Genomic DNA, 26,973 nt, shown 5'->3' on the forward strand with positions numbered 1-26,973 from the left:
AATGCAATGACATCTTCGTAATATATCAATTTAAGCAATACAAATCCTATCATATGATGGATTCATTCTCCTCGATGAGAACCTCCCCAATAGACAGGTGGGGAAGTAAAAAATAATGAACTTGCAGACGTCGCCTTTGAGCGAAAACATAACGTCACACAACCAAACAATGGAGCAAACCATGGCTAATTATTTCAACACATTGAACCTGCGTCAGCAGTTGGCGCAACTGGGTAAGTGTCGCTTTATGGGACGCGAAGAATTTGCCGATGAAGCGGGATACCTGAAAGGTAAAAAAGTGGTGATCGTTGGCTGTGGTGCGCAGGGTTTAAACCAAGGTTTGAACATGCGTGACTCTGGTCTGGATGTGGCCTACGCATTGCGTGCTGAGGCGATTGCAGAGAAGCGCGCATCATGGCGCAAGGCGACTGAAAATGGCTTCAAAGTGGGTACCTACGAAGAGTTGATCCCACAGGCCGATCTGGTGGTTAACCTGACGCCAGACAAACAGCATTCTGCGGTAGTGAAAGCGGTTCAGCCTTTGATGAAAGACGGAGCGGCGTTGGGCTATTCGCATGGTTTTAACATTGTCGAAGTTGGCGAGCAAATTCGTAAGGACATCACCGTTGTGATGGTGGCACCGAAGTGTCCGGGAACAGAAGTACGTGAAGAATACAAGCGCGGCTTTGGTGTACCGACTCTGATTGCTGTTCACCCAGAGAACGACCCTAAAGGCGAAGGTATGGCGATTGCCAAAGCGTGGGCTGCGGCAACCGGTGGTCATCGTGCTGGTGTTCTGGAGTCTTCTTTCGTTGCAGAAGTAAAATCCGACCTGATGGGCGAACAAACCATTCTGTGTGGCATGTTACAAGCGGGTTCACTGTTGTGCTTCGATAAGCTGGTGTCTGAAGGGACCGAACCTGCTTATGCTGAGAAACTGGTTCAGTTCGGTTGGGAAACCATTACTGAAGCGCTGAAACAGGGCGGCATCACGCTGATGATGGATCGTTTATCCAACCCTGCGAAGCTGCGCGCATACGCGCTGTCAGAACAACTGAAAGAAATTATGGCTCCGCTGTTCCAAAAACATATGGATGACATCATTTCCGGCGCGTTCTCGGGTGGCATGATGGCTGACTGGGCTGAAGACGATATCAAACTGCTGACCTGGCGCGAAGAAACGGGTAAAACCGCGTTTGAAACAGCACCGCAGTTTGAAGGCAAAATTGCCGAGCAGGACTACTTCGACCAAGGCGTTCTGATGATTGCGATGGTAAAAGCAGGCGTTGAGCTGGCGTTTGAAACCATGGTGGCTTCAGGCATCATTGAAGAGTCAGCTTATTACGAATCGCTGCACGAGCTGCCGCTGATCGCGAATACCATCGCGCGTAAACGTCTGTATGAAATGAACGTGGTTATCTCTGATACTGCGGAATACGGTAACTATCTGTTTGCTAATGCGGCAGTGCCTTTGCTGAAAGAGAAATTCATGGCGTCTTTGCAAACTGGCGACTTAGGCAAAGCAGCAGGTACCACAACGGCGGTGGATAATGCCCAACTGCGTGATGTGAACGAAGCGATTCGCAATCATCCAATTGAAGCCGTCGGCCATAAACTGCGTGGCTACATGAAAGATATGAAGCGCATTGCCGTTGCAGGTTAATTTCGCTATATAGCAAAAAAATAGCAAAAAAGGCGCCTAGGCGCCTTTTTTATTGCTTACATTCGTACTAGTTACGATAAAGCACTTTGATGATGTGGTAGCCAAACTGGGTATGCAGTGGGCCATAAGGTTCCAGCAGCGGGCAGGAAAACACCACTTTATCGAACGCAGGAACCATCTGACCCTGACGGAATTCACCCAAATGACCGCCTTTTTTGCCTGACGGGCAGATTGAATGCTTCTTGGCTAGCTTCTCGAAATCGCCGCCGTTTTTTAGCTGCTCAAGAAGATCCAGAGCCTGTTTTTCTTCCTTTACAAGGATGTGCAATGCTGCCGCGTTTTTAGCCATCGGGGATACTCCAGATGAAGGCATTAGAGAAATTTTCCCTAGTGTACTCAGCCTAGGGCTATTTCCGCAATGGCGCTCATTTCCAGCAGTGCTCCATAATGCAGCGCAGAACATGGCACGACGGTACGAGCGGGGCGGTGATCGCCTATCCACTGCGCATAAAGTCGATTGAATTCTGGCCATAATGCGACATCGCTGAGATAGACCTGCACATTCACCAGATGCTGTTTATTAATTCCAGCCGTCTCTAACAGGATGTCGATATTGTTAAAAACGATCTGTGCCTGTTCAGCTAATTCACCCTGCGGCTTTGGGCTTGCGAGTGAGATTGGTAACTGCCCAGAGATATACAGATTGTTGCCTGAAATGATTGCGGGTGAATAATGTCCACCGGGTGTGGGTAGCCGATCTGAATGGATGATTTTCATAGTATGTCGTTCCCGCGCTTGAGGAAATCAGCATAGGATCCAGCATCCACGTTGCCTCCGCTGACGATAATCCCCACGCGTGCTCCGCGAATATCGATGGCACCGTTCATTGCAGCGGCAGCGGCTAAACACCCCGTCGGTTCAACGACGATTTTCATTCTTTCCATGAAGAAACGCATTTGATCGCAGAGCTGCTGATCGCTAACGGTAAGAATATCTTCCACAAAATTACGAATGATCGGAAAGGTGAGCTCGCCGACACATTGGGTTTGTGCGCCATCGGCGATGGTATTGGGAACTGCAATACTCACGCGTTCCCCCGTACGCAGTGATTGCTGTACGTCATTGCCGGCTTCGGGCTCAACGCCAAAGATACGGCAGTTTGGCGCCATGTGATTTGCCGCGATGGCACATCCAGAAAGCAGCCCACCACCGCCGGTACAGACAAATAAGAAATCGAGATCGCCAACCTCTTCGAATAATTCCAGCGCAGAGGTACCTTGGCCAGCAATAACATGAGGATGGTTGTAGGGCGGAATAATACTTAAACCACGTTTTGCTGCCAGATCGGCGGCGATCGCTTCACGATCTTCAGTTTGGCGATTGTAAATAATGACTTCGGCGCCGTACCCGCGTGTGGCGGCGAGTTTAGCCGCAGGCGCATCGTGTGGCATCACAATAGTGACGGGAACGTTGAGCTCGCGAGCCGCTAACGCCATCGCCTGAGCATGGTTGCCTGAGGAGAATGCGACAACGCCGTTTTTCTTCTGCTCCGGCGTCAAATGACTTATCGCGTTATAAGCACCGCGAAATTTAAATGCGCCAATACGCTGGTAGTTTTCACACTTGAAAAACAGGTTTGCGCCGGTTAAAGCGTTGGCTTGAGTAGAGGTCAGAACCGGCGTGCGGTGCGCTGCTGCTTTAATGATATTTGCAGCTTCACGCACATCATCTGCGCTAACTGCCATGGGTAACAGGGGCATGATTTTCTCCTCGGGGTGCAATTTGCCTTGTCATTTTGTATAATTTTATACGATCAGTAAAATAAAAAGGAAAGCGCTATATGAAAAATAATGAAGAGATCCCGATAGAAACCTTAAGCGAAAACCAGCTATTGCTGCGTGAAGGGGCCAAAATCGCTAAGGCATTAGGTGAAATGTTTGCCCCAACCTGCGAAGTCGTTCTGCACGATCTCTGTAACCCCCTGCATTCCATCGTGGCGATAGAACAGCCTCTTTCAGGGCGTAAAATCGGCGACCCATCAACGGAAATGGGGCTGGCACGTATACGTGATCCTCAGTATCCAGACGTGGTGCAAAACTACGGTAACCGATTTCCCGATGGGCGGCCGGCAAAAAGTACGTCGATTGGTTTGCGTAACAGCCAAGGCGAATACGTGGCGGCGTTATGCCTGAATATGGATGTTTCGCTGCTTGATTCCGTTCAGCGAGTGCTGTCGCAGCTGACGTCGGTGGACAGCGAACAGGCGCCGACGCAGGAAAGTTTACGCAGTAGTTTTGGTTCAAAAGATGTGAAGCGTGCCATTGAAGATTATGCGGCGGCGATGTCGAGCCAACCGCGGGCGCTTTCAGCTTCCCAGCGTAAGGTCTTGATTCGTCACTTAGCGACATCTGGTCTTTTACAACTGCGAGGAGCCGCGAAAATCGTGGCTGATGAGCTGGGGATTTCTCGTGCTTCGGTGTATAACGCATTGAAGGTGGAACCAACGCGCGGAGTGTAATTTCGCCGCTGGGTTTCTGCTACAATTCGCCCGTACTCGTTGTTATTTTGTCGCCATCATATTCAGGTTAATCCATCCATGCGTTTAAATCCCGGTCAGCAGCAGGCTGTCGAATTTGTTACAGGTCCTTGTTTAGTTCTGGCTGGTGCCGGTTCGGGTAAGACCCGTGTTATTACCAACAAAATTGCGCATCTGATCCGAGAATGTGGTTATCAAGCACGCCACATCGCCGCCGTGACGTTTACCAATAAAGCCGCTCGCGAGATGAAAGAGCGCGTGGCGCAAACGCTCGGGCGTAAAGAAGCGCGTGGTCTGATGATTTCGACTTTCCATACGTTGGGATTGGAGATTATCAAACGTGAATACAAAGCATTGGGAATGAAAGCCAATTTCTCATTGTTCGACGATCAGGATCAGCTGGCTTTGCTGACGGATTTGACTGAGCAATGGATTGAGAAAGACAAAGATCTTCTCAAGCAGCTGATTTCGACGATCTCAAATTGGAAAAACGATCTGATCGATCCCAAACAGGCTGCGGCTCATGCATTTTCTGAGCGCGATAAGCTGTTTGTGCACTGTTATCAGCTATATGACGCGCAGCTAAAAGCCTGCAACGTGCTGGATTTTGATGACCTAATCCTATTGCCAACGCTGTTGCTGCGCAGCAACGAAGAGGTACGCGAACGTTGGCAGCAACGTATTCGTTATCTGCTGGTGGATGAGTATCAAGATACCAACACCAGCCAGTATGAGCTGGTCAAACTGCTGGTGGGAAATCGTGCGCGCTTTACGGTGGTTGGTGATGACGATCAGTCGATTTACTCGTGGCGCGGCGCTCGACCGCAAAACTTGGTGCTGCTTAAAGAAGATTTTCCAGCTTTGCAGGTGATAAAGCTGGAGCAGAACTATCGTTCATCTCAGCGTATCTTGAAATCTGCCAACATTTTGATCGCCAATAATCCGCATGTTTTTGAAAAGCGGCTTTTTTCTGAGCTCGGCTACGGCGAAGAGCTGAAAATTATTACGGCAAATAATGAAGATCACGAGGCTGAACGCGTGGTGGGTGAGCTAATCGCTCATCACTTTATTAATAAAACCTCCTACAGCGACTATGCGATTTTGTATCGTGGTAACCATCAGTCACGCGTGTTTGAAAAGATGCTGATGCAAAACCGTATTCCATATCGTATCTCTGGCGGAACGTCGTTCTTCTCGCGTCCAGAAATTAAAGATCTGCTGGCTTATCTTCGCGTGCTGACGAATCCAGACGATGACAGCGCATTCTTACGCATCGTGAATACCCCACGGCGTGAGATTGGTCCTGCGACGCTGCAAAAGCTCGGTGAATGGGCTAACCATCGTGGCATCAGTTTGTTCCGCGCCAGCTTTGATTTTGGGCTGAGCCAAACGCTGACTGGGCGCGGCTTAGAATCGCTACAGCGTTTTACCCACTGGATGCAGGAAATCTCCACGCTATCCGAGCGTGAGCCTATCGCCGCGGTGCGCGATCTTATTCACGGCGTTGACTATGAAAGCTGGCTGTTTGAGACATCACCCAGCCCGAAAGCCGCTGAAATGCGGATGAAAAACGTTAACCAGCTATTTAGCTGGATGACGGAAATGCTGGATGGCAGCGATATTGATGAGCCCATGACGCTGACCCAGGTCGTCACTCGTTTTACCCTGCGCGATATGATGGAGCGTGGCGAAAGCGAAGATGACGCAGATCAGGTGCAGCTTATGACGCTACATGCCTCTAAAGGGCTTGAGTTTCCATACGTTTATTTGGTGGGGATGGAAGAAGGATTATTGCCACACCAGAGCAGCATCGATGAAGACAATGTCGATGAAGAACGCCGCTTAGCCTACGTAGGCATTACTCGTGCGCAAAAAGAACTGGTGTTCACGCTGTGCCGCGAACGTCGCCAATACGGCGAATTAGTGCGTCCAGAGCCGAGCCGTTTCTTGCTCGAGCTACCGCAAGACGATCTGAATTGGGAAACTGAGCGCAAAGTGGTTAGCCCACAGGAAAGAATGCAAAAAGGGCAGGCCAGCATAGCGAATATTCGTGCGATGATGGAGAAGGCTAAAAACGGCGGCTGAGCTTCCCTTTGAATCATTAGTGGACCGCGCGAGCTACCGTGCGGTCTATCATCTTCATGCATAAAGCCTTCTGCGTATCACCTCTCTCCTCTTAATGAGGAGGTGTGGTTTGCAATCAAAAATCAAAAAATAAAATACAAAGCATTGCTTTCTATTTGTGGCGGGAGTAGGATTTTTTACGTGGTAAGAAACACAAACGTGAACTTAATCATATTATGAATAAAATCCTACGAGATAAATATGAAAATTCTATTGAAGAATGCCAATATTTTTGACGGAAAAAATAATGAGATAAAATCAGGAGATATCATTATTGATGGAAGTTTTATACAGAGCATAACCAAAAATATAGAAGCAATAGATAAAAATACTCAGGTAATTGACTTGCAAGGTAAGTACGTCATGCCTGGACTTATTGATGCTCACGTTCATATTACTGCTAGCCGAATTGATTTAAACCAGGATTATGAATATCCAGGCTATATGTATGCACGTAGCTTCCATTTCCTCAAGAATATGATCAATCGTGGTTTTACTTCAGTACGCGACGCCGGTGGTGCTGATGTAGGTATTAAAACAGCGGTAGAAGAGGGCGTGGTGTTATCTCCTCGTTTATTTATCAGTGGTAGAGCACTGTCACAAACAGGAGGACACGGCGACTATCGACACAATTCAAGCGAAATGGTGACCTGTGCATGCAGTCTTTGTACTGGCTCTTCTATTTCGGTGATATGCGATGGTGTTTCTGCTGTACGCCAAGCCGCCCGAGAACAGTTTAGGATTGGCGCATCGCAAATTAAAATGATGGCCGGTGGAGGAATTTCATCGCCAACGGATAAGATCGATAACCTGCAATATTCTGATGAAGAAATTATCGCAATTGTTGATGAAGCGACACGTTTCCACAGCTATGTTATGGCTCACGCTTACACACCGCAGGCGATTATTCGTTGCGTTAACCTTAGTGTGAAAACAATTGAGCATGGTAATTTATTAGATGCTGAATCTGCGCAAGCTATGTTTAATAACAAAGCTTATCTTGTGCCAACGCTATCTATTTACAATGCCTTTATGATGAATAAAGACGATAGTGATTCTGGGATACCTGCGTCTGTTATTGAAAAATTAGAAGAAGTGCAGAGCCAAGCAATTAAATCTATTAATTTAGCAAGAAAATATAATGTCAAAGTTGGGCTTGGTACTGATTTATTAGGAGATTATCAAGATTTTCAATATGATGAGTTTAAGCTGCGTAGCCAAGTCGAAAGTGCGTTTGATACGTTGCATTCTGCAACCTATGTTAATGCGGAGATCCTGAATATGAAAGGAAAACTAGGCATTGTCGACGTTCATGCTTTTGCAGATCTTATCGTTCTAGATAATAACCCACTTGAGGATATTTCTGTGTTCTCAGATAAGAAAGATCAGGTTCTTATGGTTATAAAAAATGGTGATATTGTTAAGAACCTACTTAATTGAACTTAATGTTTATATAAAAATTAAGTATTCCTCAATTTTACTGTAGCCACGCTAATCATAAATGATGCTCAGTATGTTATATGCTGACTTTGGATATATTTTATTTTTAATAGACATATAACATACTGTCATATTTTAATAAAGGATAAGGATAATGCTTTCGCCTTATTTTCATAGTTTATCTTCGTTATTAGTTATTATTAATCCATTAACGATGTTTGCTCTTTTTATTTCTTACACTAGCCATATGACGAATAGTGATGTTTTAGCTATTGGTAAAAAAACAGCATTGGCTGTCGCGATTACTTTGTTGGTTTTTGTTTGGTTTGGCGTTCATATTTTTAGTGTTTTTGGTATTAATATGGCTGCACGACAATTAGCGGGTGGTTTATCTCTGCTTATAGGCTCTTTAAATGGATTAAATAGTAGCGTTGATTCATGTAACACGTTAAAGAATATAGCGATTGTCCCACTCTGTTTTCCTATTATTGCTGGGCCCGCTGCGATTTCTATCGTTATCAGTATGACAACTGAAACCGGGAATAGAACCGCAGTAAGTTTTGCATCGTTAACTATTGCATTAATCTTAGGTCTTATGTTTCATTTTGCCGAGCCTATCTGTCAATGGCTTGGGGAAACAACTATGAATATAATCAAGAAAGTTTCATACTTGGTTCTTGCCTGTATCGGCGCCAAACTTATGATGACAGGTTTTGTTTTCTACTTTCTTAGAGCATAGGAGATAATGTGAGGAAAGACTATGGCATATTGACTGACCTATTGCGTGAGAACCATACGCAATGGCAACAGCTACTTGAGCCGATTTTAAATGAGCTCGGGGTGACTTTTGTGGATCGCATTATTCTTGATCAGCTAGCAAAGAGTGGCAGCATTTCAAAAAATGAGCTGGCAAAATTGTTGGATACAATGCACCAAAATTTGACTCGCTCCATTGGGCGACTCGAGCAACAAGGATTGCTAGTGAGTCAAAAGTCAGAGTCTGATATGCGGCAGGTTCAGCTTGATATCACTCCAAAGGGTGAAAACATAAACAGCATTATTAATACAAAAATTAATGAGTGCTGGAATACAATTTTCAGCGATGTTTCCAACGAAAATATTGAGCAGTTAACCTCAATGTTGACTCTCATTAAAAATAAGCTTGCCGAGATTGGGTAGGTTTGTGCGTTAGCGGTTTTGGAGCTCACCTATAAAATAAAGGCTCTCAAAGCTTGATCGCTTAAAGAGCCTCAGTATCGCCATTGTACATTCAATGTTACTCAATCTCTTCCACGAGTAGAGTCCAATGGACATAGCTTTGCCACAGGCTTTCCTGATGCAGGTTTTCGGCTCTCAGAGGATGGGCATGTAGCCAACCCGCAGGGAGGACGAGGTGTAATGTATCGCCTTCGGCCTTGAGGTTCAAAAGTGGCATCGTGTCGTCGCGGCGACGGCTGGCAAAGATGATCGCCAAGCGTAGAATGCGACATAGCCGTTGTGCAATGTCCTGTGGGACAGCATTTTGCTGGTTGAGTGCCTGCATATCTAGTGTGCCGGTTTGATTTTGCAGCAGAGCAGCCAGAAGTTTCTTTTGTGCAGGCGTGAAACCCGGCAAGTCGATATTGCGGATGAGATAGGCGGCATGCTGCGTTGACTGTTTAAAATCAACGCTTAAACCAACTTCATGCAGCAGACATGCCCAGTGCAATAATTCTGCGCTACGGCTATCAATTGGCCAGACTTTGGACAATTGCAGAACAAAATTTTCAGCTAACAGGCTAACACGTTCTGCTTGTTCAATATCAAGCAGGTAGCGTCGTTGGATATTACGGATAGTACGAGCTCGGATATCTTGCTCTGCCGGTAGATCCAACATGCCATACACTAATCCTTCGCGGAGTGCGCCGCCGGATAACGTCATACTTTCGATATCCAGCGTTTCAAAAATCGCGATCAAAATAGATAATCCACTCGGGAAAACCAGCGCACGTTCTAGCGTAAGGCCATCAATTTCAAGCTCTTCGAGTTTCCCACATTGGATCGCGCGTTGACGCATTTGCAGCAGTTTTTTCAGGGTGATACGTTCATCCATTCCCTGGGCAACCATGATTTCTTGCAGCGCTTGAACGGTGCCTGATGCTCCAACACAAATCTGCCAGCCGTGCTGCTTTAGGCTATCGGCTATCGGTAAAATCATTTCGTGTGCGGCAGATCCCGCACGGTCGAAATTTTCCTGCGATAGGTTGCGATCGCTAAAATAGCGCTCAAGCCATGTCACACAGCCCATAGGCAAACTGTGAAGAACATCTGCCGTTGCGCCTTTGCCGGCTGCTAACTCGGTACTGCCGCCGCCGATATCGACAACTAAACGTTGTGCAGAACCACCAGTGGTATGTGCCACACCTTGATAAATCAGGCGAGCTTCTTCTTCCCCGCTGATCACCTGCACTGGGCGGCCAAGGATTTCTTCTGCTTGGGTGATGAACTGCTGCGCATTTTTTGCAATACGCAGCGTCGCAGTTGCTACCACCCTGATTTGTTCACGCGGAATGTCCTGCAAACGCTCAGAGAACAAACGTAGGCATTGCCAACCACGCTGCATCGCTTCGTCAGAGAGCATATTCTCGCTGTCTAAACCTGCAGCTAAACGTACCTTGCGCTTAATTCGGGCGAGTACCTGAATACTCCCCGCCACCTCACGCACAACCAGCATATGAAAGCTGTTAGAACCAAGATCAATAGCGGCATACAATGAGGCGGAGCTGCGCATAAATAATTAACTCGTACGTTTACGGCTTTGACGCATCGAACCGTTGTTACGGCGCGGGCCTGAACTACGGCGTTGGCCGTTGTTACTCCGAGGGCGAGTTAATCGCTTCGGTGCAGGTAAATCTGTCAGCAACGCATCGCTGTTATACTTACTTACCGGAATTGAATGTTCAATATAGGTTTCAATTGCCGGTAAATTTAATACGTATTCTTCACACGCCAGCGTGATGGAATAACCGCTTTCCCCAGCACGACCCGTACGACCAATACGGTGAACGTAGTCTTCACAGTCATCAGGTAAGTCGTAGTTAAAGACGTGTGTGACCAGTGGAATATGTAGTCCACGTGCAGCAACGTCGGTCGCAACCAGAATGTCTAGATTGCCTTTGGTGAAATCATCAAGAATACGCAGGCGTTTTTTCTGCGCTACATCACCGGTTAGCAAACCAACGCGATGTCCGTCTGCGGCTAAGTGGCCCCAGATGTCTTCACAGCGGTGTTTGGTATTGGCGAAAATAATGCAGCGATCTGGCCACTCTTCTTCTATCAGCGTTTGTAGCAAACGCATTTTTTCTTCATTAGAAGGATAGAACAGCTCTTCTTTAATACGGTGACCCGTTTTTTGTTCTGGCTCGACTTCAATATATTCGGCGTTGTTCATGTGCTCGAAAGCCAGTTCACGCACGCGGTATGACAGCGTGGCTGAGAACATCATATTGAGGCGCTGATTGGTCGCAGGCATGCGACGGAATAGCCAGCGGATATCTTTGATAAAGCCCAGATCAAACATACGATCGGCTTCATCAAGAACGACTACCTGAATACAGGCTAGGTCGATATGGCCCTGTTTCGCATAGTCGATAAGACGACCGGTAGTACCGATCAGGATATCAACACCGCTTTCGAGCACTTTAAGCTGTTTATCATAGCCGTCACCGCCGTAAGCCAAGCCTAATTTTAGACCGGTTTCATGCGCTAAAGCTTCAGCATCGGAGTGGATCTGAACGGCTAACTCACGTGTCGGAGCCATAATCAGCGCTCTTGGCTGATTGGTTTTACGGTTCTCTGCGGCAGGATGAGTAAGTAAATAATGGAAAGTTGACGCTAAAAAAGCCAGCGTCTTACCGGTGCCTGTTTGCGCCTGACCTGCAACATCACGCCCATTCACTGTCAGGGGCAATGCGAGTGCCTGAATAGGCGTGCAGTTATGAAAGCCTTTAGATTCAAGGGCTTTGACCACCGTAGGGTGCAGGGCGAAGTCGGCGAACTTCTGTTCAGTTAAGTGTGTTTTGCTCATAGTGTCGTAGAATAACAGTTAACGCTATGTTCACGAAAGACGTTCACGAAAGTATTGCTTTACGAACGCGTATCCGTTGAAATAAAGTCAACCCTTTATTGGAAGGTGATCGGTCTAGTAGGTTAAGATTATACCAATAAAGGCAGACTTAATCCTGTGGAGTAGAACATGAGCGATAAAATTGTTCACCTGAGTGACAATAGCTTTGATACCGATGTATTGAAAGCTGAAGGCCCGATTCTGGTTGATTTCTGGGCAGAATGGTGCGGTCCATGCAAGATGATTGCTCCGATTTTGGATGAAATCGCGACTGAATACGAAGGCAAGTTGACCATTGCTAAACTGAACATCGATGAAAACCCGGCTACGGCGCCGAAGTTTGGTATCCGCGGTATTCCAACCCTGTTGCTGTTTAAAAACGGTGCAGTGGCTGCAACCAAGGTCGGCGCTTTGTCTAAGACTCAATTGAAAGAGTTCTTGGACGCGAATCTGTAATCATCATAATGCGTTCTTTATGATGTTGTTTAGCGGTTAGTCGTTTTCTTGCGACTGACCGCTAGACGTCCGCGAATAAGCGTGTTAAGTTTAATCGCACTGCAATACAGTACATACCTGTAGTTTGAATCATAAAGTTAGAATCTAAGTTTTATTCTGTTTTGAGACCTCTGTGTTTTAACCCCATAGTGTGGCTTTTCCAAAGTATTGCGGCCATCACTGCAGGGGAGCAGCAAGCTAAAACATAGGTTTTAAACCGTACGGCACCTTCATATCATCAATGAGTACACGCGAATTGGATCTGCAATCTTTTCTCATGTGTGCGATTTATCCGCGCTGTAATCCACATCGGGTGTTATGAAAGTCCACAAACAGGCATGGATGACCCCTGTCATACCATTCACAATACGTTCGAGATATACCCCGAGTTTAAAGAACCCACCATTATGAATCTTACCGAATTAAAGAACACGCCGGTTTCAGAGCTAATCACTCTTGGCGAAAACATGGGCTTAGAGAATCTGGCCCGTATGCGTAAACAGGACATCATTTTTGCAATCCTGAAACAACATGCAAAAAGCGGCGAAGACATCTTCGGTGACGGGGTGCTAGAAATATTGCAGGACGGATTTGGTTTCCTCCGTTCTGGTGATAGTTCCTACCTTGCTGGCCCTGATGATATCTACGTTTCTCCAAGTCAAATCCGTCGCTTTAACCTTCGCACTGGCGATACTATTTCCGGTAAAATTCGTCCACCGAAAGAAGGTGAGCGCTATTTTGCCCTGTTGAAAGTTAACGAAGTTAACTACGACAAACCTGAAAACGCCCGCAGCAAAATCCTGTTCGAAAACCTTACACCTCTACATGCAAACTCTCGCCTTCGTATGGAACGCGGCAACGGTTCTACCGAGGATTTGACTGCGCGCGTGTTGGATCTGGCATCTCCTATTGGCCGCGGCCAGCGTGGCCTCATCGTGGCACCGCCGAAAGCGGGTAAAACCATGCTGCTGCAAAACATCGCACAAAGCATCGCCTACAACCATCCAGATTGTACGTTGATGGTTCTGCTGATTGATGAGCGTCCAGAAGAAGTAACCGAAATGCAGCGTTTGGTTAAAGGTGAAGTTATTGCTTCTACCTTTGACGAACCAGCATCTCGCCACGTTCAGGTTGCTGAAATGGTTATCGAGAAGGCGAAACGCCTAGTTGAGCATAAGAAGGACGTGATCATCCTGCTTGACTCCATTACTCGTCTGGCTCGTGCTTATAACACCGTGGTTCCAGCATCAGGCAAAGTACTGACTGGTGGTGTGGATGCGAACGCTCTGCACCGTCCAAAACGTTTCTTCGGTGCTGCACGTAACGTAGAAGAGGGCGGTAGCCTGACCATTATCGCCACCGCGCTGGTAGATACCGGTTCTAAAATGGATGAAGTTATCTATGAAGAATTTAAAGGTACCGGCAACATGGAACTGCACCTTTCTCGCAAAATTGCAGAAAAACGCGTATTCCCAGCGATCGACTACAATCGCTCTGGTACGCGTAAAGAAGAGCTTCTGACCACATCAGAAGAGCTGCAGAAAATGTGGATCCTACGCAAGATTATTCACCCAATGGGCGAAATTGATGCGATGGAGTTCCTCATCAATAAACTTGCGATGACGAAAACGAACGACGATTTCTTCGATATGATGAAGCGCTCTTAATTTTCAGAAAACTCGGGGAAACGCCATGTTAGAGATAACATGGCGTTTTTCTCATTTAGCGGATACGCTTGTTCACTAAAATAGGTGTTAGTACACTAAGCGCCGCGATGATGGCGTCTATTCTTCTTAATGCTTGATTGCATCACGTTAGGTCTGCAATTCAAGTGTTATCGCATGGGAATTGCATGTGTGACGGTGTACTATCCATCGATACCAAATTTTATGGCATTGTTTAGCAAACTAATTCTTTTGTTAGCAATAAACACAGAGAGCAGTTAACCGTGAATTTACTCGATATGAGTATGAGCCTTTTCCTTATTTTCCTATTTTCATTTGCGTTCTTGTTTTTTGCTCGAAAAGTCGCAAAAAAAGTAGGATTAGTTGATAAGCCTAACTATCGCAAACGCCATCAGGGGTTAATTCCTTTGGTCGGTGGTATTTCTGTTTATGCGGGCATCTGTTTTACTTTCCTCTTTTTTCAGCCTTACATACCCCACGCTAAACTCTATCTAATTTGCGCCGGTATTTTGGTGTTTGTAGGGGCTTTGGATGATCGCTTCGATATCAGCGTGAAATTCCGAGCCACGGTTCAAGCGCTGATTGCTGTGGCAATGATGGTGTATGGCGGGTTGTATCTCATGACGCTCGGCCATGTGCTAGGCCCTTGGGAATTAAACCTTGGGCCGTTTGGTTATGTTGTTACGCTGTTTGCTGTATGGGCTGCGATCAATGCATTTAATATGGTTGATGGGATTGACGGTTTGCTGGGGGGCTTATCCTGCGTGACCTTTGGCGCGATGGGGATTTTGCTTTTTCAGGATCATCAAGGCGATCTGGCTCTGTGGTGTTTTGCCATTATTGCGGCGATTTTGCCTTATATCGTGTTAAACCTCGGTATTTTAGGGCGTCGGTATAAAGTTTTCATGGGTGATGCAGGTAGCACCTTAATAGGCTTTACGGTGATTTGGATCCTGCTGCAAAGCACACAAGGTAAATCGCATCCGATGAACCCAGTGACTGCGCTGTGGATGATTGCGATCCCGCTGATGGATATGATTGCCATCATGTATCGTCGACTTCGCAAAGGCATGAGTCCCTTCTCTCCAGATCGACAGCATATCCACCACTTAATTATGCGTGCCGGTTTTACTTCTCGTCAGGCTTTCGTTCTTATTACCGCTGCTGCTGCACTTTTAGCTGCCATTGGTGTTTGGGGAGAAAGACTACCGTTTATGCCTGAATGGGGAATGTTGGCATTATTCTTGCTTGCATTTTTCATGTACGGGTATTGTATTAAACGCGCGTGGCGTGTTGCTCGTTATATAAAGCGTATGAAGCGACGACTCCGTAACGCAGCACAGCGCAAAAAAGCTTAACCTGATGTAGTGATGGGTATTGAAACAATGTCGAATCAGAACGAAATGCTCGTTGAAAACGAGTTAGATATTCGCGGATTATGCCGCACCCTTTGGCAGGGCAAGACGTGGATTATTGGTATGGCCGCGGCCTTTGCTATCGTAGCAATACTGGTTTCGTTCCTGATGAAGCAAGAGTGGAGCGCAACCGCGATTACCGATCGACCGACGGTAAACATGCTGGGTGGCTATTACTCTCAGCAGCAGTTTTTGCGTAATCTCGATCAGCGAATTGGTGCTAGTGCCGCGCAAGAGCCGACTATTGCAGATGAAGCCTACAATGAATTCATCATGCAACTTGCAGCATACGATACACGTCGTGATTTCTGGCTCCAGACTAAGTATTACCAAGAGCGTAAAGAGGGTGATGCCAAAGCTGATGCCGCGCTACTGGATGAACTGGTCAATAACATCATTTTCCAACCACGTGATGATGCGAAGAAAACCAATGACAGCGTTAAGTTAATTGCTGAAACCGCAGCCGATGCCAATCAACTGCTGCGTCAGTACGTTGCTTTTGCCAGCCAGCAAGCGGCTGGCCACTTGAATGAAGAGATTCAAGGCGCGTGGGCCGCTCGTACTATTTCACTCAAAGCTCAGGTTAAACGTCAGGAAGAAGTCGCTTCTGCAATTTACCAACGCGAAGTGAAAGGGCTGGAACAAGGCTTGAAAATTGCTCAACAGCAAGGGATCAGCAGTTCACGCACCGATACTCCTGCAGAGCAGCTTCCAGCGGCAGATTTGTTCATGCTGGGGCGTCCAATGTTGCAGGCTCGATTAGAAGCATTACAGGCCTCAGGGCCAAGCTATGATCTCGACTATGATCAAAATCGTGCCATGCTAAACACCTTAAACGTCGGTCCAACGCTGGATGGAAAATTCCAAACCTATCGCTATCTGCGTACTCCAGAAGAGCCTGTTAAACGCGATAGCCCTCGCCGTGGGTTTATGTTGGTGATGTGGGGAGCGATTGGCGCTTTAATTGGCGCAGGTGTTGCCTTGGTAAGGCGAACCCGTCCGTAAGTTATCTGAATTCATCCTATTGGGCACCGAAAGGTGCCCAAACTACGGCTAATGGTCGTAATTTACTGATAAAAAGAGATCTACAGTGAAAGTATTGACTGTATTTGGAACCCGTCCTGAAGCCATTAAAATGGCACCACTGGTTCATGCTTTGGCAAAGGATAATGCCTTTGAAGCGAAAGTGTGCGTAACTGCTCAGCATCGTGAGATGCTGGATCAAGTATTACATCTATTTAGTATCGTGCCTGATTATGACCTCAATATTATGAAGCCAGGTCAGGGGTTAAGTGAAATAACCTGTCGTATTCTTGAAGGTTTGAAGCCGGTATTAGAAGAATTTAAGCCTGACATCGTATTAGTGCATGGTGATACGACGACGACGATGGCTGCAAGCCTGGCCGCCTTTTACCAGCGTATCCCCGTTGGTCACGTTGAGGCGGGCTTGCGCACCGGAAATCTCTATTCACCGTGGCCGGAAGAGGCTAACCGTACGCTGACAGGTCATATGGCCATGTTCCACTTTGCGCCAACGGAAACCTCCAAACAGAACCTGATTAGAGAAGCTATCTCCGATAAAAATATCTTTGTAACGGGTAATACCGTTATTGATGCTTTGATTTGGGTACGCGACCGTGTGTTCAGCGATGATGAGCTTAGAGAAAGCCTCGACCAGCGTTATCCTTTCTTGGATAAAAACAAGAAGATGATTCTTGTTACCGGGCATCGTCGAGAAAGCTTTGGTGGCGGTTTTGAACGTATTTGCAGTGCATTAGCCGAGATCGCTCGCTCGCATCCTGATGTGCAAGTTGTTTATCCAGTGCACTTAAACCCGAACGTAAGCGAGCCCGTTAATCGTATTCTACGTGGGATTGATAACGTGATTCTTATCGATCCCCAAGACTATTTGCCTTTTGTCTACCTCATGAATCACGCCTATATGATCCTGACAGACTCTGGTGGTATTCAGGAAGAGGCACCATCACTGGGTAAACCCGTGTTGGTGATGCGAGATACGACCGAACGTCCAGAAGCTGTGGACGCAGGTACTGTGCGCCTCGTCGGGACAGATACCCAAGATATATTAGAACAAGTAAGCCGGCTTCTCACGGATGATGAGGAATATCATGCGATGAGCCGTGCACATAACCCGTATGGCGATGGACACGCCTGTCAGCGCATCCTTGAAGCCCTAAAAAATCATCAGGTGACGTTATGAGTTTTGAAACTATCTCTGTTATTGGCTTGGGATACATTGGTTTACCAACAGCCGCCGCATTTTCCTCACGTCAGAAGAAAGTGATTGGCGTAGATGTGAACCAGCACGCCGTCGATACTATTAATCGCGGTGCTATCCACATTGTGGAGCCGGACTTGGACAAGGTCGTTAAACAGGCCGTTGAGGGTGGCTTCCTACGTGCGGTAACCAAACCCGAAGCTGCCGATGCTTTCCTGATCGCGGTACCTACGCCATTTAAAGGCGATCATGAACCCGATATGGTTTATGTGGAGTCTGCGGCAAAATCTATTGCACCGGTGTTGAAAAAAGGCGACTTGGTTATCCTTGAGTCTACTTCACCCGTCGGTGCCACTGAGCAAATGGTTGCTTGGCTGGCTGAGTCTCGCCCAGATTTAACCTTCCCACATCAAGCTGGGGAAGCGGCAGATGTAAATATCGCCTACTGTCCTGAGCGTGTATTGCCGGGAAAAGTGATGGTTGAGCTTATCCAAAATGACCGTGTGATTGGTGGAATGACGCCAAAATGTTCCGCGCGGGCCAGCGAGCTTTATAAGATATTCCTCGAAGGTGAATGCGTAGTAACGAACTCACGCACCGCTGAAATGTGCAAGTTAACGGAAAATAGCTTCCGTGATGTGAATATTGCCTTCGCTAATGAGCTGTCGTTGATTTGTGATACTCAGGGTATCAATGTTTGGGATTTAATTGCCCTTGCCAACCGTCATCCTCGCGTCAATATTTTGCAGCCAGGCCCAGGCGTTGGTGGACACTGCATCGCAGTTGACCCTTGGTTTATTGTTTCTCAGAATCCACAACAGGCACGTTTAATTCATACCGCACGTTTGGTTAATGACGGTAAACCTCTGTGGGTGGTTGACCGCGTTAAGGCTACCGTTGCTGATTGCTTAGCTCAAACTGGCAAACGTGCCGCTGAAGTCAAAATTGCCTGCTTTGGATTGGCCTTTAAGCCTGACATTGACGATTTACGCGAAAGCCCTGCGATGGAAATTGCACATATGATTTCCGAATGGCACGTGGGTAAAACGCTGGTTGTTGAGCCAAATATTGAGCAGTTGCCGAAGAAACTGATTGGTCATGCCGAGCTGGCTGCTATTGATGATGCTCTGCGTGACGCGGATGTCATCGTGATGTTGGTCGATCACAAACAGTTTAAAGCCATTCCTGCTGAGCAAGTTGCTCAGGACTACATCGTTGACACCAAAGGGGTATGGAAGTGAAGCGCATTCTTGTAACCGGCGGCGCTGGATTCATTGGTTCCGCCGTTGTACGACATATTATTGCAGACACAAATAACAGTGTCGTGGTGGTTGATAAGCTGACCTATGCCGGCAATTTGGAATCGCTCACGCCTGTAGCTGATAACAAGCGCTATGCGTTTGAACAGGTTGATATTTGTAACCGCAGCGAATTGGATCGCGTTTTTGCGCAGTATCAGCCCGACTATGTCATGCATCTGGCCGCTGAAAGCCACGTCGATCGTTCTATTGACGGCCCTGCCGATTTTATCGAAACCAACATCGTCGGCACTTATACGATGTTAGAAGCCGCTCGTCAGTACTGGAATGGGCTTGATGCATCGCGTAAAGAAGCATTTCGTTTCCACCATATTTCAACCGACGAAGTATATGGCGATCTGCATGGCACCGATGATTTCTTCACTGAAACCACGCCATATGCACCAAGTAGCCCATATTCGGCTTCCAAGGCATCCAGCGATCACTTGGTACGCGCTTGGTTACGGACCTATGGTTTCCCGACTATCGTGACCAACTGCTCGAACAACTATGGTCCGTATCATTTCCCTGAGAAGCTAATTCCATTGATTATCCTCAACGCATTAGCGGGCAAGCCATTACCCGTTTATGGCAATGGAGCCCAGATCCGTGATTGGCTTTATGTTGAAGATCATGCACGTGCGTTGTATCGGGTGGTTACCGAAGGTGCGATTGGCGAAACATATAACATCGGTGGTCATAACGAACGTAAAAATATCGACGTTGTGAAAACCGTTTGTACTCTTCTGGAGGAGCTTGTTCCTAATAAACCAGAAGGCGTTGAGCACTATGCTGATTTAATTACCTATGTGACCGATCGCCCTGGGCACGATATGCGCTATGCCATTGATGCAGCCAAAATTGAGCGTGAGCTTGGTTGGCGACCTCAAGAAACCTTTGAAAGCGGCATTCGCAAAACGGTTCAATGGTATCTGGCCAATGAGTCGTGGTGGAAGCGCGTGCAGGATGGCTCTTACGCCGGTGAGCGCTTGGGTCTGCAATAATTTTTTCTTAAGAAAATTGAAAGGCAAATACTTAATGGGTCGATTGCATGTGCATCCACGCTAGTATTGAACCCTTGGCGTGGGAGAGTGAATATTTTCATCTCCGTACCGCCAAGTTAGCTTTTTCTACGGCGGCTCCATTATTAACAACGGCTGATTTTCAGCCGTTTGATATTGTGCAGGCCAAAATTCCCGCCAACCAAGTTGCGTTGGCGGATGACTTAGCGAACCTAGGTTTTCGTTTGGTTGAGGGAGAGATTGATCTTTCTCTTTCGATAAAAGAAGACCAACTTGGCACGGAACCTGCTAATTCACAGACGATGGCTGTTTCTAGCCGCATTGCCTCGGCTGAGGACATACCTTGGCTACGAACTCAGGCCGCTCAGGCTTTCGCGCTCAGCCGCTTCCGCGCGCCTTGGTATCAAACAGGCGACAGCGCGCGTTTTTACGCCGAGTGGGTGGAAAAAGCCGTGCTGGGCACCTTTGACCACCAATGTCTGTTAGTTCTGAATGCACAGATGAAACCCGCAGGTTTTGTCACCTTGCGAGCTCTTGATAATGGTGAGGCCAGAATTGGTCTACTGGCGGTTGCGCCAGAGTCTACCGGTCTGGGCGTCGGCAAGCAGTTAATGCTATTGGCACAAAATTGGTGTCGGGATAAAAGCCTATCGCGCCTGCATGTCGCAACGCAAATTGGCAATATTCCGGCTTTACGGCTTTATACCCGCAGCGGTGCCGTGATTGAAAGCACGGCCTACTGGCTATACAGGTGAACACATGATTCCATTTAATGCTCCTCCAGTGGTAGGGACCGAACTTGAGTATATGCAGGCTGCGATGAGCAGCGGCAAGCTGTGCGGTGACGGTGGTTTTACCCGTCGTTGCCAGCAGTGGATGGAACAACGCTTTGGCAGCGCTAAAGTGTTGCTGACGCCTTCGTGCACTGCCTCTTTGGAAATGGCTGCGCTACTGCTGGATATTCAGCCTGGCGACGAAGTCATCATGCCGAGTTTTACCTTTGTTTCCACGGCTAATGCGTTTGTGCTGCGTGGCGCGAAGGTCGTATTTGTCGATCTGCGTCCAGATACGATGAATATCGATGAAAGCAAAATTGAAGCTGCTATCACGGATAAAACTCGCGCGATTGTGCCGGTTCACTACGCGGGCGTGGCCTGTGAAATGGACACCATTATGGCGTTGGCAAAAAAATATAGCCTGTTTGTGGTGGAAGATGCCGCTCAGGGCGTGATGTCGACTTACAAGGGCAAAGCGTTGGGCTCCATTGGCCATATTGGTTGCTTTAGCTTCCATGAGACCAAAAATTACACCGCCGGTGGTGAAGGCGGCGCAACGCTGATTAATGATCCGGCGCTGATTGAGCGTGCGGAGATTATTCGTGAAAAAGGCACCAATCGTAGCCAGTTCTTCCGTGGCCTCGTCGATAAATATACCTGGCGTGATATTGGCTCTAGCTATTTGATGTCTGACCTTCAGGCCGCTTATTTATGGGCTCAGTTGGAAGCCGCTGAGAAGATCAATCAGCGCCGTTTGCAGCTTTGGCAGAATTATTATGATGCGTTTTTACCGTTAGCTAAAAAGGGCAAAGTTGAGCTGCCATCCGTACCTGATGATTGCCAGCAAAATGCGCACATGTTCTACCTTAAACTGAATGATATTGAGCAGCGCTCGGCGTTTATCAGCTATCTGAAAGAAGCCGAAATTATGTCGGTATTCCACTATATTCCGCTGCATGAATGCCCGGCAGGTGAGCGTTTTGGTCATTTTGCTGGTGAGAATAACTTCACTACCAAAGAGAGCGAGCGTTTAGCCCGTCTGCCGCTGTTCTATAATATGTCTGACGTTAACCAACGTACGGTAATCAATACGATCCTGAGTTTCTTCGGCTGATGTCATTAGCAAAAGCATCTCTTTGGACGGCAGGCTCTACGCTGATAAAAATCGGGGTAGGGCTTTTGGTCGTAAAACTTCTAGCGGTCTCTTTTGGTCCGAGTGGCGTGGGGCAGGCCGGAAACTTTCGCCAGATGGTTACCGTTTTGGGTGTGTTATCTGGTGCGGGTATTTTTAACGGTATTACCAAATACGTCGCTGAATACCATCAGCAGCCGGATCGTTTAAAAGCGGTCGTTGGCACCTCATCTAGCATGATTTTAGGGTTCTCGACCCTGCTGGCGATAGTATTCCTGATAGCCGCTGAACCTATAAGTGTAGGGTTATTCGGGCACGCAGACTATCAACCAATAGTTCGCGCCGTGGCGTTTATCCAGATGGGGATTGCCTACGCCAACTTCTTTATGGCGGTACTAAAAGGCTTCCGTGACGCACGTGGCAACGCGCTATCGATTATCGGCGGTAGTTTGCTGGGCGTGGTGGCGTACTATCTCTGCTATGCGTTTGGTGGCTATCCTGGCGCATTAGCTGGGTTGGCGCTAGTTCCGGCCATTGTGGTGATCCCTGCGGCATTCATGCTGTTTAAACGCCAACATATACCGCTAAGTTATTTTCGTCTCGGTTGGGATAAAGCCATTGCGAGTCACCTAGGCAAATTCACCATCATGGCGCTCATCACGTCGGTGACGCTGCCGGTGGCCTATGTGATGATGCGAAATCTGCTGGCTCAGCACTATAGCTGGGATGAAGTGGGGATTTGGCAGGGCGTTAGCAGTATTTCAGATGCCTACCTGCAGTTTATCACGGCATCCTTTAGTGTTTATCTATTGCCTACGCTATCGCGTTTGGTGAGTAAGCATGAAATCAGCCGTGAAATTACGCGCTCGCTCATGTTTGTATTACCGGCTGTGGCCGTGGCGAGTTTTACCGTATGGTTGCTGCGCGATTTCGCCATTTGGTTGCTGTTCTCCAATAAATTTACGGCAATGCGCGATCTCTTTGCTTGGCAATTGGTCGGCGATGTACTGAAAGTCGGATCTTATGTTTTTGGCTATCTGGTGATTGCCAAAGCATCGCTGCGTTTTTATGTCATGACCGAAGTTAGCCAGTTCATCTTGCTAACCGGGTTCTCTCATTGGCTGATCCCGCAGCATGGCGCTCTTGGGGCAGCTCAGGCATATATGGCGACTTACATCGTCTATTTCCTGCTCTGCACATCTGTATTCTTGATTTATCGTAGACGGGCATGACGACACTGATTCACGTTCTGGGATCGGATATCCCACACCATAACCTTACCGTGCTGCGCTTCTTTAACGATGTGCTGAGTGAGCGCGTACCTGTAGAACAGTCGCAGCGTTTTATGGTTGCCGCGCGCGACGCTTCAGCTTTTAGCGCGTTTGATAAACTCGACGTTGCCGTTTGGCCCGATAAAAAAAGCTTAGCTGAAGCGGTCATTAAGCGAGCTCAAGCCGATCGTTCTGTACGCTTCTTCATGCACGGCCAATTTAATCCCACGCTGTGGATTGCGATACTGACGGGGAAAATCAAATCCTCGCAGGTAGCTTGGCATGTTTGGGGCGCAGACCTGTACGAGGATGCAACCAGCTGGAAATTCCGTCTTTTCTATCTGCTACGCCGAGTGGCTCAGGGGAGAATTGGACACGTATTTGCTACGCGTGGTGATCTAATCCATTACCAGCAGCGTCACCCTCGCGTACCCGCTTCTTTGCTCTATTTCCCTACGCGCATGGATCCGGCGCTGACGCTGGAAAATCCACAAAAAGCACCGGATGGCCCGCTGACTATTTTAGTTGGGAATTCGGGCGATCGAACTAATCGTCATATTGAAGCGTTGAAATCCATCAAAGAGCAGTTCGGTGGCCACAATCGCATCATTATCCCGCTGGGCTATCCGGCGAATAATGAGGCTTATATTGCTCAAGTGAGAGAAGCGGCTGAGCGTTTATTTCCTGTGGAGAATGTACAGCTCCTGACCGAACAGGTGGCTTTCGATGATTATCTCGATATTTTACGCCGCTGTGATTTGGGCTATTTCATTTTCAATCGCCAGCAGGGGATTGGGACTTTGTGCCTGTTGATTCAGTTTGGCGTGCCGTTTGTTTTGAGCCGCCAGAATCCATTCTGGCAGGATCTGGCTGAGCAGCATTTACCGGTACTGTTTTACGCTGATTCGCTAGACCCAAGCGTGGTGCGTGAAGCGCAGCGGCAGATGAACGGGGTCGATAAGGGCCAAATTGCGTTCTTTAATCCAAACTATATAGATGGTTGGCAGCAAGCATTAGCGATTGCTGCAGGGGAGCAAGTATGACTCTGGCGCAATTAGGCGGGCTTTCGCTGGTCTACTTTTTCTCGGTCGTTTTCGTTTTATTTTTGACCTATAAAGAGTTTCGTCGCGTACGTTTTAACTTCAATGTGTTCTTTTCATTGCTGTTTTTTCTGACGTTTTACTTTGGGTTTCCGCTGACTTGTATGCTGGTATTCCGGTTTGATGTGACGATTGTTCCCGTTGAATATCTGCTTTATGCCCAGCTTTCAGCAACGGCATTTTATGCCATTTATTATGTCACTTATAAAACCCGTCTAAGACCGGTCCAGAAGGCTAACGTTGAACGTTCGATGTTCAGTGTTAACCGTGTCGAAGCGCATTTGACATGGATCCTGCTGGCATTGATTGCGATTGGCACCGTTGGCGTGTTCTTTATGAACAACGGCTTCTTGCTGTTTAAGCTGCATTCATATAGCCAGATCTTTTCAAGTGATGTGTCGGGCGTAGCGCTTAAACGTTTCTTCTACTTCTTCATTCCCGCCATGCTGGTGGTTTATTTTCTCAAGAAGGATCAGCGTGCGTGGCTGTTCTTTTTAGTGAGCACGGTAGCATTTGGTATTTTGACCTATGTGATCGTCGGGGGAACCCGCGCCAATATTATCATCGCCTTTGCGCTGTTCTTATTTATCGGCATTGTTCGCGGCTGGATCACGCTGTGGATGCTAGTGGCTGCGGGGGTTTTAGGTATTGTCGGTATGTTCTGGCTTGCGCTTAAACGCTACGGGATGAATGTTAGCGGCGATGAGGCGTTTTATACGTTCTTATATCTCACGCGAGATACATTCTCGCCGTGGGAAAACTTAGGCTTATTGCTGCAGAATTACGACAAGATTGAATTCCAAGGACTGGCTCCGATCATCCGTGACTTCTATGTATTCATCCCAAGTTGGATGTGGCCGGGGCGCCCCGATCAAGTCTTCAATACAGCTAACTATTTTACTTGGGAAGTGCTGAACAATCACTCTGGTTTAGCTATTTCGCCAACGCTGATTGGTTCTTTGGTCGTGATGGGCGGCGTCGCATTTATCCCGTTGGGCGCAGTTGCAGTGGGGATGATTATTAAGTGGTTCGATTGGCTCTACGAAAAGGGCAAGCGAGAACCAAACCGCTACAAAGCAGCAGTGATGCAGGCATTTTGTTTTGGTGCGGTATTTAACATTATCGTGCTGGCGCGTGAGGGTGTGGACTCCTTTGTTTCACGTGTGGTGTTCTTCTGCCTGATCTTTGGACTGTGTTTACTGCTCGCAAAACTACTTTATTGGCTATTTGATAGTGCTGGGTTGATTCGACAACACGTACGCCGGAATCGAACATCACGGGCTGCGGCTCCGGTTGAAAAGGTATTACAAGGATAATGAACATGCAGACGACAAACCCCATTCCTAAATATGACATCAGGGGTATTGAGCTTTGGGGCTTCCGTGATATGCCACACTTTCTTGAGCACCTATTTGACGATGGGGAACTCAAAACAGGCACCTTGGTTGCCATCAATGCTGAAAAGGTCATGACCGCTGAGGTAGATAAGCCTTTGCGTGAGCTGATTGGGGCCGCGGAGTATAAATATTGCGATGGCATCAGCATGGTTCGTGCGATACGCCGCAAATATCCAAACGCGAATTTAAGTCGCGTCGCGGGCGCCGACTTGTGGGAAGCCATGATGCAGCGTGCCGGAGAGCGAGGAACGCCGGTATTCTTGATTGGTGGTAAACCAGAAGTCTTGGCCGAAACTGAAGCTAAACTGCGCCAGCAATGGAACGTAAATATCGTGGGTAGCCAAGATGGCTACTTTAAGCCTGAAGAACGTGCCGCGCTGTTTGAGCGTATCCGGATGAGCGGCGCAAAGATTGTGACCGTCGCCATGGGCTCGCCTAAACAAGAAATCCTGATGCGCGACTGCCGTAGCGTTTATCCTGATGCACTTTATATGGGGGTTGGCGGAACCTATGACGTATTTACTGGGCATGTTAAGCGCGCGCCTAAAGTCTGGCGAGAGCTTGGCTTGGAGTGGCTTTATCGCCTGCTGTCGCAGCCTACACGTTGGCGTCGTCAGCTGAAACTGCTTAAGTTTTTAGGGTATTACTACGGCGGTCGTCTATAGCCCATAGGTTAAAGGGGCTTTTAGCCCCTTATTGTTGTCACTTTTATCTATCATCGGTATGTTCGCTCACCGCTTGCTTCGTGGATGAAAATCCATCGATAGCTGATAAACACTGATGATTTGATAGAAGTCGTAGAGTAAAGCGTCGACTTTTGCGTCAGAATGCGCAAAGTCTAATCAAACGCAATATTTATGACAAAAAGCACTAGACAGCATGGCACCAAGTCCGTAATATCCGTTCCCGCAACGGCGCTAAGCGCCCGTAGCTCAGCTGGATAGAGCGCTGCCCTCCGGAGGCAGAGGTCTCAGGTTCGAATCCTGTCGGGCGCACCAGTTTTATAAAAAGCTTTTTATTAAGCTTTGTGTGCAAGAGCTGCGGTGGTATTGAGGTAGTATGTAGTACAATACGATACCGCGTTAGAAGAATTGATGGTGGCTATAGCTCAGTTGGTAGAGCCCTGGATTGTGATTCCAGTTGTCGTGGGTTCGAGTCCCATTAGCCACCCCAGATTTAAGTGGCATTGCGAAGGTGGCGGAATTGGTAGACGCGCTAGCTTCAGGTGTTAGTGTTCTTACGGACGTGAGGGTTCAAGTCCCTCTCTTCGCACCA

The 26,973-nt window shown here is 47.6% G+C and carries 24 protein-coding genes and 3 tRNA genes; 22 read left to right on the top strand and 5 right to left on the bottom strand.

Annotated elements, in window-relative coordinates; genetic code table 11:
* The first annotated feature begins 181 nt into the window (after positions 1-181).
* Positions 182-1,663, top strand: a complete 1,482-nt coding sequence (gene ilvC, locus BN1044_RS08785; protein WP_025802079.1) for a ketol-acid reductoisomerase — start codon at positions 182-184, stop codon at positions 1,661-1,663.
* Positions 1,664-1,730: 67 nt separating this feature from the next.
* On the opposite strand, the gene ppiC is transcribed toward ilvC, so the two are convergent.
* The 3 genes from ppiC to BN1044_RS08800 are packed head-to-tail and all read right to left on the bottom strand — an operon-like array spanning position 1,731 to position 3,423.
* Positions 1,731-2,012, bottom strand: coding sequence for a peptidylprolyl isomerase PpiC (ppiC, locus tag BN1044_RS08790; RefSeq protein WP_025802081.1), 282 nt, complete (start codon positions 2,010-2,012; stop codon positions 1,731-1,733).
* 47 nt (positions 2,013-2,059) lie between these two features.
* Entirely contained in the window at positions 2,060-2,440 is a 381-nt protein-coding gene (locus BN1044_RS08795) for a RidA family protein (protein ID WP_072308366.1), read from the bottom strand.
* Positions 2,437-3,423, bottom strand: coding sequence for a threo-3-hydroxy-L-aspartate ammonia-lyase (locus BN1044_RS08800; protein ID WP_072308367.1), 987 nt, complete (start codon positions 3,421-3,423; stop codon positions 2,437-2,439). Before BN1044_RS08800 ends, BN1044_RS08795 begins: the two co-directional genes overlap by 4 nt.
* 80 nt (positions 3,424-3,503) lie before the next feature.
* Between BN1044_RS08800 and BN1044_RS08805 the strand changes: the two genes are divergently transcribed.
* The 5 genes from BN1044_RS08805 to BN1044_RS08825 all read left to right on the top strand — a co-directional run bounded on the left by BN1044_RS08805 (position 3,504) and on the right by BN1044_RS08825 (position 8,942).
* On the top strand, positions 3,504-4,181 hold the full coding sequence (locus BN1044_RS08805) for a helix-turn-helix transcriptional regulator (RefSeq protein ID WP_052439960.1): 678 nt from the start codon (positions 3,504-3,506) through the stop codon (positions 4,179-4,181).
* A gap of 78 nt (positions 4,182-4,259) precedes the next feature.
* Positions 4,260-6,284, top strand: a complete 2,025-nt coding sequence (gene rep / locus BN1044_RS08810; protein ID WP_072308368.1) for a DNA helicase Rep — start codon at positions 4,260-4,262, stop codon at positions 6,282-6,284.
* Between the two features lie 240 nt (positions 6,285-6,524).
* Complete coding sequence (locus BN1044_RS08815; RefSeq protein WP_072308369.1) at positions 6,525-7,763, top strand: metal-dependent hydrolase family protein; 1,239 nt, start codon at positions 6,525-6,527, stop codon at positions 7,761-7,763.
* 154 nt (positions 7,764-7,917) lie between these two features.
* Complete coding sequence (locus BN1044_RS08820) at positions 7,918-8,502, top strand: MarC family protein (RefSeq protein WP_072308370.1); 585 nt, start codon at positions 7,918-7,920, stop codon at positions 8,500-8,502.
* Between the two features lie 8 nt (positions 8,503-8,510).
* On the top strand, positions 8,511-8,942 hold the full coding sequence (locus tag BN1044_RS08825; protein WP_072308371.1) for a MarR family winged helix-turn-helix transcriptional regulator: 432 nt from the start codon (positions 8,511-8,513) through the stop codon (positions 8,940-8,942).
* A 97-nt stretch (positions 8,943-9,039) separates the two neighbouring features.
* Here BN1044_RS08825 and ppx read toward each other — a convergent pair whose 3' ends face one another.
* The gene (gene ppx / locus BN1044_RS08830) at positions 9,040-10,533 is read right to left on the bottom strand and encodes an exopolyphosphatase (RefSeq protein ID WP_072308372.1); all 1,494 of its coding nucleotides are present in this window, start codon (positions 10,531-10,533) and stop codon (positions 9,040-9,042) included.
* Positions 10,534-10,539: 6 nt separating this feature from the next.
* Positions 10,540-11,829 (bottom strand): ATP-dependent RNA helicase RhlB, encoded by a 1,290-nt coding sequence (rhlB, locus tag BN1044_RS08835; RefSeq protein WP_025802099.1) that lies wholly within the window; start codon positions 11,827-11,829, stop codon positions 10,540-10,542.
* A gap of 168 nt (positions 11,830-11,997) precedes the next feature.
* Here rhlB and trxA point away from each other — a divergent pair, with 168 nt between their 5' ends.
* From trxA to BN1044_RS08915, 16 genes are all read left to right on the top strand, one after another.
* Positions 11,998-12,324 carry a thioredoxin TrxA gene (trxA, locus tag BN1044_RS08840; protein ID WP_004089255.1) on the top strand — a complete coding sequence of 109 codons (327 nt, stop codon included), beginning with the start codon at positions 11,998-12,000 and terminating at the stop codon, positions 12,322-12,324.
* A 446-nt stretch (positions 12,325-12,770) separates the two neighbouring features.
* Positions 12,771-14,030, top strand: a complete 1,260-nt coding sequence (gene rho / locus BN1044_RS08845) for a transcription termination factor Rho (protein WP_008815829.1) — start codon at positions 12,771-12,773, stop codon at positions 14,028-14,030.
* Positions 14,031-14,311: 281 nt separating this feature from the next.
* Positions 14,312-15,406 carry a UDP-N-acetylglucosamine--undecaprenyl-phosphate N-acetylglucosaminephosphotransferase gene (wecA, locus tag BN1044_RS08850; protein ID WP_072308373.1) on the top strand — a complete coding sequence of 365 codons (1,095 nt, stop codon included), beginning with the start codon at positions 14,312-14,314 and terminating at the stop codon, positions 15,404-15,406.
* Between the two features lie 12 nt (positions 15,407-15,418).
* Positions 15,419-16,468, top strand: a complete 1,050-nt coding sequence (gene wzzE, locus BN1044_RS08855) for an ECA polysaccharide chain length modulation protein (protein ID WP_072308374.1) — start codon at positions 15,419-15,421, stop codon at positions 16,466-16,468.
* Between the two features lie 85 nt (positions 16,469-16,553).
* Positions 16,554-17,684 (top strand): non-hydrolyzing UDP-N-acetylglucosamine 2-epimerase, encoded by a 1,131-nt coding sequence (gene wecB, locus BN1044_RS08860; RefSeq protein WP_072308375.1) that lies wholly within the window; start codon positions 16,554-16,556, stop codon positions 17,682-17,684.
* Positions 17,681-18,943: a UDP-N-acetyl-D-mannosamine dehydrogenase gene (wecC, locus tag BN1044_RS08865; protein ID WP_072308376.1), complete on the top strand. Its 1,263-nt coding sequence runs from the start codon at positions 17,681-17,683 to the stop codon at positions 18,941-18,943. Before wecB ends, wecC begins: the two co-directional genes overlap by 4 nt.
* Positions 18,934-20,004 carry a dTDP-glucose 4,6-dehydratase gene (gene rffG / locus BN1044_RS08870; RefSeq protein WP_175421597.1) on the top strand — a complete coding sequence of 357 codons (1,071 nt, stop codon included), beginning with the start codon at positions 18,934-18,936 and terminating at the stop codon, positions 20,002-20,004. The genes wecC and rffG overlap by 10 nt, the downstream gene beginning before the upstream one ends.
* Positions 20,005-20,051: 47 nt before the next feature.
* Entirely contained in the window at positions 20,052-20,777 is a 726-nt protein-coding gene (rffC, locus tag BN1044_RS08875; protein WP_072308377.1) for a dTDP-4-amino-4,6-dideoxy-D-galactose acyltransferase, read from the top strand.
* Between the two features lie 4 nt (positions 20,778-20,781).
* The gene (gene rffA, locus BN1044_RS08880) at positions 20,782-21,912 is read left to right on the top strand and encodes a dTDP-4-amino-4,6-dideoxygalactose transaminase (protein WP_072308378.1); all 1,131 of its coding nucleotides are present in this window, start codon (positions 20,782-20,784) and stop codon (positions 21,910-21,912) included.
* Entirely contained in the window at positions 21,912-23,162 is a 1,251-nt protein-coding gene (gene wzxE, locus BN1044_RS08885; protein ID WP_072308379.1) for a lipid III flippase WzxE, read from the top strand. Before rffA ends, wzxE begins: the two co-directional genes overlap by 1 nt.
* Positions 23,159-24,244 (top strand): TDP-N-acetylfucosamine:lipid II N-acetylfucosaminyltransferase, encoded by a 1,086-nt coding sequence (locus BN1044_RS08890; protein ID WP_072308380.1) that lies wholly within the window; start codon positions 23,159-23,161, stop codon positions 24,242-24,244. Before wzxE ends, BN1044_RS08890 begins: the two co-directional genes overlap by 4 nt.
* On the top strand, positions 24,241-25,617 hold the full coding sequence (wzyE, locus tag BN1044_RS08895) for an ECA oligosaccharide polymerase (RefSeq protein ID WP_072308381.1): 1,377 nt from the start codon (positions 24,241-24,243) through the stop codon (positions 25,615-25,617). Before BN1044_RS08890 ends, wzyE begins: the two co-directional genes overlap by 4 nt.
* 5 nt (positions 25,618-25,622) lie before the next feature.
* Positions 25,623-26,363: a lipopolysaccharide N-acetylmannosaminouronosyltransferase gene (gene wecG / locus BN1044_RS08900; protein WP_432612985.1), complete on the top strand. Its 741-nt coding sequence runs from the start codon at positions 25,623-25,625 to the stop codon at positions 26,361-26,363.
* Between the two features lie 256 nt (positions 26,364-26,619).
* Positions 26,620-26,696 (top strand) — tRNA-Arg (locus BN1044_RS08905).
* 99 nt (positions 26,697-26,795) lie between these two features.
* A tRNA-His gene (locus tag BN1044_RS08910) sits at positions 26,796-26,871 on the top strand.
* Between the two features lie 15 nt (positions 26,872-26,886).
* Positions 26,887-26,973: transfer RNA gene (locus tag BN1044_RS08915), tRNA-Leu, on the top strand.

The organism is Hafnia alvei, from assembly GCF_900095695.1.
Lineage (GTDB): Bacteria > Pseudomonadota > Gammaproteobacteria > Enterobacterales > Enterobacteriaceae > Hafnia > Hafnia alvei_B.